Origin of the sequence: Pseudoalteromonas sp. DSM 26666 (assembly GCF_900116475.1) — a bacterium.
Lineage (GTDB): Bacteria > Pseudomonadota > Gammaproteobacteria > Enterobacterales > Alteromonadaceae > Pseudoalteromonas > Pseudoalteromonas tetraodonis.
The window spans coordinates 390408-400396 of the sequence record NZ_FPAR01000004.1; the positions used below are offsets into that span (position 1 = coordinate 390408).

Here is a 9989-nt window from a genome sequence, read left to right on the forward strand (position 1 = left end):
TATATTAACCTACATTTTTACGCGCATTACGGAACATACGCATCCATGGGCTATCCTCTTTCCACTCATCTGGGTGCCAAGAGTTAGCAACAGTACGAAATACACGCTCTGGATGTGGCATCATTACAGTTGCACGGCCATCTGTTGATGTAATACCTGTGATACCTTCTGGCGAGCCGTTCGGGTTCGCTGGGTATTGCGTTGTAGGGTTGCCGTAGTTATCAACAAATTTAACCGCTACAGTACCACTTGCAAGTGCTGCTTTTGTTGCTGCTTCGTTTGCAAACTCTGCATGGCCTTCACCATGAGATACCGCAATTGGCATCCGCGAGCCCGCCATACCATTAAAGAATACCGATGGATTCTCTTGTATTTCAACTAAGCTAAAGCGTGCTTCAAAACGCTCTGACTTGTTCGTTACAAAGCGTGGCCAATGCTCAGTACCTGGGATCAACTCTTTTAATGTTGATAGCATCTGACAACCGTTACATACCCCTAAGCTAAAGGTGTCTTCACGGTGGAAGAAACTTTGGAATTGATCGCGTGCCATGTCATTAAACAGTATTGACTTAGCCCAACCTTCACCCGCACCAAGCACATCACCGTAAGAGAAACCGCCACACGCCACTAAGCCTTTAAATTGCTCAAGTGTTAAGCGCCCTTCTAAAATGTCGCTCATGTGCACATCAACCGCTGCAAAGCCCGCACGGTTAAATGCAGCTGCCATTTCTAAATGAGAGTTTACACCTTGCTCACGTAAAATAGCCATTTGCGGTTTAGCACCAGTTGCAATATATGGAGCTGCAACATCTTCATTTAAATCAAAGTTAAGTTTTACATTTAAGCCAGGATCTTTTGCGTCAAACTTAGCGTCAAACTCTTGCTTAGCACAATCTGGGTTATCACGACGCGCTTGCATTTGATACGTTGTTTCGGCCCAAATTGTACGAAGTTCAGTACGAGTATGATTAAGTACTGTTTGCTCACCACGATTAAACACGATGTTATCGTCGTTATTAAGCGAGCCAATCACATGACTAATTGCGGCAACACCATGCTGCTCAAATACCGCATTTACAGCCTCTAAATCACTGTTTGCAACTTGAATGACCGCACCTAGCTCTTCATTATAAAGCGCTTCAATATCAGAGCCGGTTAAATCTGCTAAGTCAACGGTAACACCGGTATGACCGGTAAATGCCATTTCAGCGATAGTGGTAAATAAACCACCGTCTGAACGGTCATGGTACGCAAGTAACTTACTATCAGCGACAAGTGCTTGCATTGCGTTGTAAAAACCTTTTAGTAGCTCTGGGCTATCTACATCAGGTGTTGTATCACCTAATTGCTTATAAACCTGAGCAAGGCTTGATGCGCCCAGTCGGTTTTTGCCCGCGCCTAAGTCAACTAAAATAAGCGATGTATCGCCTTTATCTGTTCGTAACTGTGGGGTCACTGTTTTACGTACGTCTTCAACACGACCAAACGCAGTGATAATAAGCGATAACGGTGATGTTACAGATTGCTCTGTAGCATCATCTTCGTTCTTCCATGTCGTTTTCATCGACATAGAATCTTTACCTACAGGAATTGTTAACCCAAGTGCCGGACATAACTCTTCACCCACCGCTTTTACCGCTTCGTATAAACCGGCATCTTCTCCTGGGTGTCCCGCTGCGGCCATCCAGTTTGCAGATAACTTAATATTTTCAAGAGAGCCAATGTTTGCACAGGCAATATTCGTTAACGATTCTGCCACTGCTAAACGCGCTGAAGCGCCATAGTTAAGTAGTGCTGCAGGCGTGCGCTCACCCAGTGACATTGCTTCACCATGGTAAGTGTCATACGTTGCTGCGGTTACAGCACAGTTAGCTACCGGTACTTGCCAAGGCCCCACCATTTGATCGCGTGCTACTAAACCTGTTACCGAACGATCGCCAATAGTAATGAGGAAGGTTTTTTCAGCAATGGTTGGTAAACGTAATAAACGTTCTGCAGCATCAGCAGCACTGATATTTTCAACGTCGAGCGCTTTACCTAACACTTGTTGTGATGTTACATCACGATGCATTTTAGGTGCTTTCCCTAATAAAACATCGAGCGGTAAATCAACAGGGTTATTTTCAAAGTGACTATCAGCCACCGTTAAATGAGGTTCTGCAGTTGCTTCACCAATAACCGCATATTGCGCTCTTTCACGCTTACAAATAGCTTCAAAACGATCAAAATCTTCAACAGCGACAGCGAGTACATAGCGCTCTTGCGATTCATTACACCAGATTTCATGTGGTGCCATGCCCGGTTCATCATTTGGGATATTACGAAGCTGAAATTTACCGCCACGTCCACCGTCACTAACAAGTTCAGGGAATGCGTTAGATAAACCACCTGCACCCACATCATGAATAAACGCAATTGGATTTGCATCACCTAGCTGCCAACATTTGTCGATTACTTCTTGGCAACGGCGTTCCATTTCTGGGTTTTCACGCTGTACAGAGGCAAAATCTAAATCTTCATTTGATTGACCCGATGCCATACTTGATGCAGCGCCACCGCCTAAGCCAATGTTCATTGCAGGGCCGCCTAGTGCAATGAGTTTTGCACCAACTGGAATATCGCCTTTTTGAACATGATCAGCACGGATATTACCTAAACCACCGGCAAGCATAATTGGCTTGTGGTAACCACGCACCTCTTCACCATTGTGACTGGTCACTTTTTCTTCGTAAGTACGGAAATAACCTAATAAATTAGGACGGCCAAACTCGTTATTAAACGCAGCACCACCTAATGGGCCTTCAGTCATAATATCTAGAGCATTAACAATACGGCCAGGCTTACCAAAATCACTTTCCCAAGGCTGTTCAAAACCAGGAATACGTAAATTAGATACAGTAAAGCCCACTAAACCCGCTTTTGGTTTTGAACCACGACCAGTTGCACCTTCATCGCGAATCTCACCGCCCGACCCTGTTGCCGCACCAGAAAAAGGCGCTATTGCCGTTGGGTGGTTATGGGTTTCAACCTTCATTAATATTTCAATGTCTTCTTGGTGATACGCATATTCACCTTGCGCATTCGGGAAGAAGCGACCCGCCTTTGAGCCTTTCATTACGGCTGCATTATCTTTATAAGCAGATAATACATTTTCAGGATTATGCTCAAAGGTATTTTTAATCATTTTGAACAACGACTTTGGTTGTTCAATGCCATCGATAGTCCAATCAGCATTAAATATTTTATGACGACAATGCTCTGAGTTCGCTTGAGCAAACATAAACAGTTCAATATCGTTAGGGTTACGCCCTAACTTAATAAAGTTTTCAACTAAATAATCAATTTCATCATCAGCAAGCGCAAACCCTTGCTCTATATTTGCTGTGGCTAATGCTTCACGGCCGCCACCTAAAATATCAACTGATGACATTGGACGAGGTGCATCGCTGCGAAATAACTGCGCGGCATCTTCTAATTTACTGTGAGTAGCTTCAGTCATGCGGTCATGAAGAAGTGCTGCAACTTGTGCTAACTGTTCTGCACTTAAATCACCTTCAACATAGTAAGCAATACCTCGCTCTACGCGATGAACTTGTTTAAGCCCACAGTTATGAGCGATATCTGTCGCTTTTGAAGCCCATGGCGAGATTGTACCAGGACGAGGCGTCACTAATACCAACTGACCTGCTGGCGCATGCTCAGCAATTGTTGGGCCGTAGGTTAATAACTTTTCAAGTTTGGTGTGCTCATCAGTGTTTAATGGCGATGTTAAATCGGCAAAGTGAGCGTATTCGGCATATACATTGGTGACAGGAAGTTGCGATTGTTGGCAACGCGCTAAAATTTTATTAACTCTGAACTCTGAAAGTGCTGGTGCACCACGAAGGATCAACATAAGTAATTTCACCCGGGGTTAGGGATTGAACGATATTTTAGGCGCGTATTATAGTCCAAATTACTCTCAGATTTAACTCAAAAATGCGCTTTTCATTAAATTAACTTTTTCTTTTTGTTTACACCTATTTTTTACTCACTGCGATTAAACGATAAGTGACGTAATCAGTAAGTTTTGTTATAACAGGAGATACGATGCTAAAGAGGCGAATATGTTGAAGATAAAGCTAATAACAATCATTACGTTAGTCATACTTTTGTGTGCATGTAATACACAAGAGCAATCAACACAGCTTGCCCAAATCAAATCTGAAAACAAAATTCGTATTGGTACACTTGCCAGTGCAAGTAATTACTATCAAGCCGTTCAAGGGGAGCAAGGATTTGAATTTGAGCTCTCTCAAGCGTTTGCAGACTACTTAGGGGTAGAGCTTGAAATTGTACCCTTTTTTAATTTATCCGAAATGTTTGCGCGTTTGGACAGTGGTGACCTCGATTTAATTGCCTCAGGTCTTACCTACAATAAAGTACGTGCTGAGCGCTATCGCTATGGCCCTACATACAGAACAATTAGCCAAAAATTAGTCTTTAAACAAGGCCGTGAACGCCCTCGTGATTTTGATGATTTAACCGGAAACTTCACCGTTATCGCTAAAAGTAGCCATTCATTAACATTAGAAGAAATTCAACAAACCAACCCAAACTTAAGCTGGAATGAAACCGAAGAGTTTGATGAAGAAGAATTACTGCAAGCAGTTATTGACGGCGAAATAGATTACACCTTAGCGGATTCTCATACTTTAGCGCTGTTTCGTCGCTATCACCCTAATTTGAGTATTGGCTTTTCAGTTACCCGAAATGATTCAATTGCATGGATACTAAGAAAGTCGAATGATGATTCCCTATACGCATTATTAGTCCCCTTTTTTGGTGAAGCAAAACAAAATAATCAACTTTATGTGCTCGAAGAAAAATACTTCGGTCATGTCCGCCAATTTAATTACGTTAATACCTTGGCATATATAGACGCAATTAAAGAAACACTGCCTAAATATCAACCTTGGTTTATGCAATATGCAGGTAGCCTAGATTGGCGCTTACTGGCAGCATTAAGTTATCAAGAGTCGATGTGGAACCCGCGTGCTAAGTCACCAACCGGTGTGCGTGGTATTATGATGCTAACAAGACGCACAGCAAAACAAGTCGGTGTAACAAACCGCTTAGAACCAGAGCAAAATATACGCGGTGGTGCACAATACTTAGCAAAATTAATTAAACGCGTCCCGGATCGAATCCCTCAACCGGATCGTACTTGGCTTGCACTTGCCGCCTATAATGTAGGTTGGGGACACGTTAACGATGCCCGTATTATTACCGAGCAACAGGGAGCTAGCCCTGATAAATGGGCTGACGTTAAAAAGCGCTTACCATTGTTAATAAAAAAACGTCACTATCGTAATACCCGTTATGGCTATGCTCGTGGTGATGTAGCAGTGACCTATGTTGATAATATACGTCGCTATTACGATGCGCTTGTTTGGCTTGATGAAAATAATGCAATGGCGCCGATTACCTCAACAAATGAAACAGAAGAGAAAATCGTTAAACCAGATGATTCAGAGCAACGTACGAGTAATTCCGCTGAGGAAAAAAAATAAATACGCTGCTTAGTATTTAACTGAACATCAGAAAATCAAATAGTTGTTTACTTGTAATCAATTATTCAATAATCTGGCTTAATTGTATAAAATTTTGTGTCATTACCAAGCACATAAGGATAAGTCATGCTTAAACGTAGACGTACACATCAACTTAAACGTTGTATAAAGCACTCAACCGCCACTCGTCGTCGAGTGATGTTAAGAAATTTACATAAAAAAATAATTTGGCGCCGCCGCATGTTTGCTATGCAGCAAATGGCTGAATTAGACGCCTTAATAGCAGCAGCTGACTAATCGCTGTTACTATTACGAGCGGCTTGCTTTGCCGCCTTTATTTGTGCTCGGCGACGCTTAAAAAAACTAGAAATAGTCTCTGCACATTGTGTTTCTAATACCCCACCCGTTATTTCTACCTGATGGTTTAAACGAGGTTCTTGTAAAAGGTTCATAATTGAACCAGCAGAACCCGTTTTAGCATCGGCTGCACCAAATACTAAGCGTTTAATTCGGCTATGTACTAATAAACCTGCGCACATAGAGCATGGCTCTAATGTGACATAAAGAGTACAGTCAATTAAGCGGTAATTATTAAGTACTTTTCCTGCTTCACGTACCGCTATCATCTCAGCATGAGCCGACGGGTCGTTATCAGTAATTGAGCGATTATAGCCTGCGCTAATAAGCTGATTATCTTTAACAATTATAGCCCCTACCGGGATCTCATCTAGCTGCTCCGCTTGTTTTGCATACACAAGCGCTTGTTCCATCCAATATTGGTCGTCTAATGGCTCTATCATTATTATTACTTAACTATTTTTTATGCCGTAATTATACCAACTTAGCGCAATAAAATGCGTCATTGATCACTTTATTGCAAAAATAAAACAAATTTAAGTGGTTTGTCATGGCTCATAAGGCAGGATTTACGCTATAATCTCACGCTTTTTTTATTTAGCTCACAACACGGGTAGCAAATGAAATTTCCTGGACGCCGCAGGCATAAACATTATTTTCCAGTGGAAGCCAAAGATCCACTGACCAATCAACTTAACGCCACTGAGCGATTACACCGCAGTTATATTACGGGGATCGATCAAATCGTTGTTGATATAGAAGCTAAGGTTGACCAAGCTTTTCTCGATGAATTTCAATTGCGCCGAGGGATGTCGCAAGTTATAGATAATGACATCACCAATGCTTTATACGATCGCTTAAAACTGAACGACATGGTCGATTACGAATTCGCAGGCGGAACCGTTGGCAACACAATGCACAACTATTCCGTACTTGCTGATGACCGTTCGGTGCTATTAGGTGTAATGAGTGAAAACATAAAAATAGGCAGTTATGCTTATCGCTTCTTATGTAATAACTCAAGTCGCGTAGACTTAGACTACTTACAGCCTGTAGATGGTCCTATAGGCCGCTGTTTCACATTGATTGATGAAACAGGTGAACGCACCTTTGCCATTAGTGCTGGCCTGATGAATTATCTAAAGCCTGAGTCAATTGATAAAGAGCTAATCGAAGGCTCATCGGCATTAGTGATTAGCGCTTATTTAATGCGTACTCAAGGCGATGAAACCATGACCGAAGCGACCATGCAAGCAATCAAGTATGCTAACGATGCAGATGTACCGGTTGTATTAACACTCGGTACTAAGTTTCTTATCGAGCAGGATCCGACATGGTGGGCTAACTTTGTAGAAAAGCATGTTGATATCCTTGCTATGAACGAAGAAGAAGGCCAAGCAATTACTGGATTTGAAGATCCATTACTAGCTGCCGACAAAGCATTAGACTGGGTTGATTTAGTAATTTGTACTGCCGGTGAAAAAGGCTTATTTATGGCCGGTTTTGTTGATGACAGTTTCAAACGCGAAACAGAGTATCCACTTTTGCCTGGTGCTATCCCTGATTTTAATCGTTATGAGTTTTCACGTGCAATGCGTAAAGTTGACTGTGAAAACCCAATAAAGGCATATAGTCATACTGCTCCGTTTATGGGCGGGCCTGACTCGATTAAAAATACCAACGGCGCTGGTGATTGTGCTTTAGCCGCTGTATTGCATGACTTATCAGCGAATGTTTATCATAAGTTGAACGTTGCTAATTCAGCAAAACATCAGCAACAAGCGATTACCTACTCTTCGCTCGCTCAAATTAGTAAATACGCCAACCGTGCAAGTTACGAAGTGCTGGTTCAGCATTCTCCACGCTTATCACGTGGCTTACCAGAGCGAGAAGATTGTTTAGAGCAAGTGTATTGGGATCAATAAAATCCCAATGCACTCAGCGTATTTAAAATATCGATATATCAAGCTTTTTAGATAGCAGCTCTAATGCTGCTATTCCTGCCACCGAGTTACCAAAAGAGTTTAATCCTGGGGAATACACTGCCACAGTAAACCTATTCGGTAATACCGCCAATATAGTCCCAGAAACCCCTGATTTTCCAGGCATCCCCACTCGATAACCAAAATCACCCGCCGCATCATATAAACCACTGGTAAATAACAACGAGTTTAGTTGCTTATTTTGACGGCTAGAAAGCACTCGTTTAGAAGAGCTGTAATCTATCCCTTTATTAGCTAAAAAGTTGTAAGCCTTAGCAAGTTCAATACAATTAAGTTCTATGGCACAAAAATTAAAGTATGACCACAGCACATCATCCACTTCATTTTCAAAGTTACCGAATGATTTCATTAAGTGTGCCATTGCCGCATTTCGATGCCTAAACTCATACTCTGAATTAGCCACTTGTTTATCTATTACGATACTTCGATTACCAGATAAATCGCGAAATGTTTCCAGCATAGAGTGCATGGGTGCTGATAAACGACTATATAAAGCATCACAGGTAACTATGGCACCCGCATTAATAAATGGGTTACGGGGTATGCCTTTTTCAAACTCAAGCTGTGTCAGTGAATTAAATGCTGTTCCAGAGGGCTCTTTACCCACTCTACTCCATAGTTCATCGCCATAACGTTGCAGCGCTAATGTCAGAGTCATTACTTTAGAAACAGATTGAATAGTAAAACGCTGTTCACAATCACCCGCGCAAAATATCTCCCCCTCAGTGGTGTAAATGGCAATAGAAAACTGCTCAAGATCAACTTCAGCAAGAGCAGGGATATAATCAGCAACCTTACCTTGGCTCAATAAAGGTTTAACCTCTTGAGTTATCTCATTTAGCACTCGTTGATAATCACTGGTTGGCAATAGACACCTCAATAATATGCAAAGTTAAAATCAAATTTTAACACGTAGGATCTATAACTGCATGAGAATGTTAAGTCTATAAGTTATTAGTAATCTGATAGGAAGCATATACATGATGAGATTGGCTGGCAGTCTCTTTTTTTAAGATATTGCGTAATTCATCTTCAAATTTAAAACAATAAAAAACCAGCATTTTGCTGTAACGTGGTTCTGTTATTTGGAGCCAGTTCGCTAATTTATAGCGACAATACAATAGAACATCCCACTTTTTTGTTTAGATCCAAGCTGTTTTGTTTGATGTATAGGAATACGAATGCCATGGAGCACAAGATATGCAAGAGCGGCCACTACTAAGTTCCATATACAGTCTTGGTTTGATGTTTTACTTATCTCAGACAACAAAAAACCCGTTACATTGCTGTAACGGGTTTCTTTAATTGGATCCTGGTAATGTCATGGTGCCCACAGCGGTAGAAAGTCACATAGCAAATGCGACACTATCATTGTGTCGGGGCGGCCTTGTGCGGGGCTCGCCTTCGAGCTGTTTAGGAATACGAATGCCGTGGAGCAAAGGATGTACGAGAACGGCCACCACTGAGTTCGGCATGGGCTCTTGGCTATTTATTAAATCCCAGACAGCAAAAAACCCGTCACATCGCTGTAACGGGTTCCTCTTATTTGGATCCTGGTAATGTCCTACTTTCACATAGCAAATGCTACACTATCATCGGCGCTGTTTCGTTTCACTACTGAGTTCGGCATGGGGTCAGGTGGGTCCAAAACGCTATTGTCACCAAGAAAATTCTTTTCAATTTTCTTATTATTTATTTTTAAATTTAAAGTCTTTCGACTAAATTTGGAGCCTGGTAATGTCCTACTTTCACATAGCAAATGCTACACTATCATCGGCGCTGTTTCGTTTCACTGCTGAGTTCGGCATGGGGTCAGGTGGGTCCAAAACGCTATTGTCACCAAGCAAATTTGGTGTAAGTTCGATTTAATCGAGCTTACTAAAATTTGGAATTCTGATAATAAAGAGTATCGTAAATCTACTTTAGTTATATTAACTTCTTCGCTTAAACTATCACATAAAACGCGTTTGGCGTTGTATGGTTAAGCCTCACGGGTAATTAGTACAAGTTAGCTTAATGGCTCACACCACTTCCACATCTTGCCTATCAACGTTGTAGTCTTCAACGGCCCTTCAGA

6 protein-coding genes and 3 rRNA genes are annotated in these 9989 nt (G+C 41.7%); 3 read left to right on the forward strand and 6 right to left on the reverse strand.

What is annotated here, in order from left to right:
* Positions 1-4 precede the first annotated feature (4 nt).
* Positions 5-3895, reverse strand: a complete 3891-nt coding sequence (gene purL, locus BM380_RS10130) for a phosphoribosylformylglycinamidine synthase (RefSeq protein ID WP_090494246.1) — start codon at positions 3893-3895, stop codon at positions 5-7.
* A 211-nt stretch (positions 3896-4106) separates the two neighbouring features.
* Between purL and mltF the strand changes: the two genes are divergently transcribed.
* Both mltF and BM380_RS18320 read left to right on the forward strand, forming a co-directional pair.
* Positions 4107-5552 (forward strand): membrane-bound lytic murein transglycosylase MltF, encoded by a 1446-nt coding sequence (gene mltF, locus BM380_RS10135; RefSeq protein ID WP_090494231.1) that lies wholly within the window; start codon positions 4107-4109, stop codon positions 5550-5552.
* A 126-nt stretch (positions 5553-5678) separates the two neighbouring features.
* Complete coding sequence (locus BM380_RS18320; protein ID WP_008468235.1) at positions 5679-5849, forward strand: hypothetical protein; 171 nt, start codon at positions 5679-5681, stop codon at positions 5847-5849.
* Here the strand turns inward: BM380_RS18320 and tadA are convergent.
* A complete protein-coding gene (gene tadA, locus BM380_RS10140) occupies positions 5846-6352 on the reverse strand; it encodes a tRNA adenosine(34) deaminase TadA (RefSeq protein WP_090494233.1) in 507 nt (168 codons plus the stop codon). The genes BM380_RS18320 and tadA overlap by 4 nt on opposite strands.
* 177 nt (positions 6353-6529) lie before the next feature.
* Here tadA and BM380_RS10145 point away from each other — a divergent pair, with 177 nt between their 5' ends.
* On the forward strand, positions 6530-7834 hold the full coding sequence (locus BM380_RS10145; protein ID WP_013464270.1) for an inosine/guanosine kinase: 1305 nt from the start codon (positions 6530-6532) through the stop codon (positions 7832-7834).
* A 22-nt stretch (positions 7835-7856) separates the two neighbouring features.
* Here BM380_RS10145 and glsB read toward each other — a convergent pair whose 3' ends face one another.
* The 4 genes from glsB to BM380_RS10165 form a co-directional block, all read right to left on the reverse strand.
* Positions 7857-8780, reverse strand: a complete 924-nt coding sequence (glsB, locus tag BM380_RS10150; RefSeq protein ID WP_028835530.1) for a glutaminase B — start codon at positions 8778-8780, stop codon at positions 7857-7859.
* 683 nt (positions 8781-9463) lie between these two features.
* A 5S ribosomal RNA gene (rrf, locus tag BM380_RS10155) occupies positions 9464-9578 on the reverse strand.
* Between the two features lie 63 nt (positions 9579-9641).
* Positions 9642-9756: ribosomal RNA gene (gene rrf, locus BM380_RS10160) — 5S ribosomal RNA — on the reverse strand.
* A gap of 133 nt (positions 9757-9889) precedes the next feature.
* A 23S ribosomal RNA gene (locus BM380_RS10165) occupies positions 9890-9989 on the reverse strand; the annotation flags it as partial.

Coding starts and splice junctions, on each gene's coding strand:
- purL (WP_090494246.1), bottom strand. CDS start 3,895: ATGTTGATCCTTCGTGGTGCACCAGCACTTTCAGAGTTCAGAGTTAAT.
- mltF (WP_090494231.1), top strand. CDS start 4,107: ATGTTGAAGATAAAGCTAATAACAATCATTACGTTAGTCATACTTTTG.
- BM380_RS18320 (WP_008468235.1), top strand. CDS start 5,679: ATGCTTAAACGTAGACGTACACATCAACTTAAACGTTGTATAAAGCAC.
- tadA (WP_090494233.1), bottom strand. CDS start 6,352: ATGATAGAGCCATTAGACGACCAATATTGGATGGAACAAGCGCTTGTG.
- BM380_RS10145 (WP_013464270.1), top strand. CDS start 6,530: ATGAAATTTCCTGGACGCCGCAGGCATAAACATTATTTTCCAGTGGAA.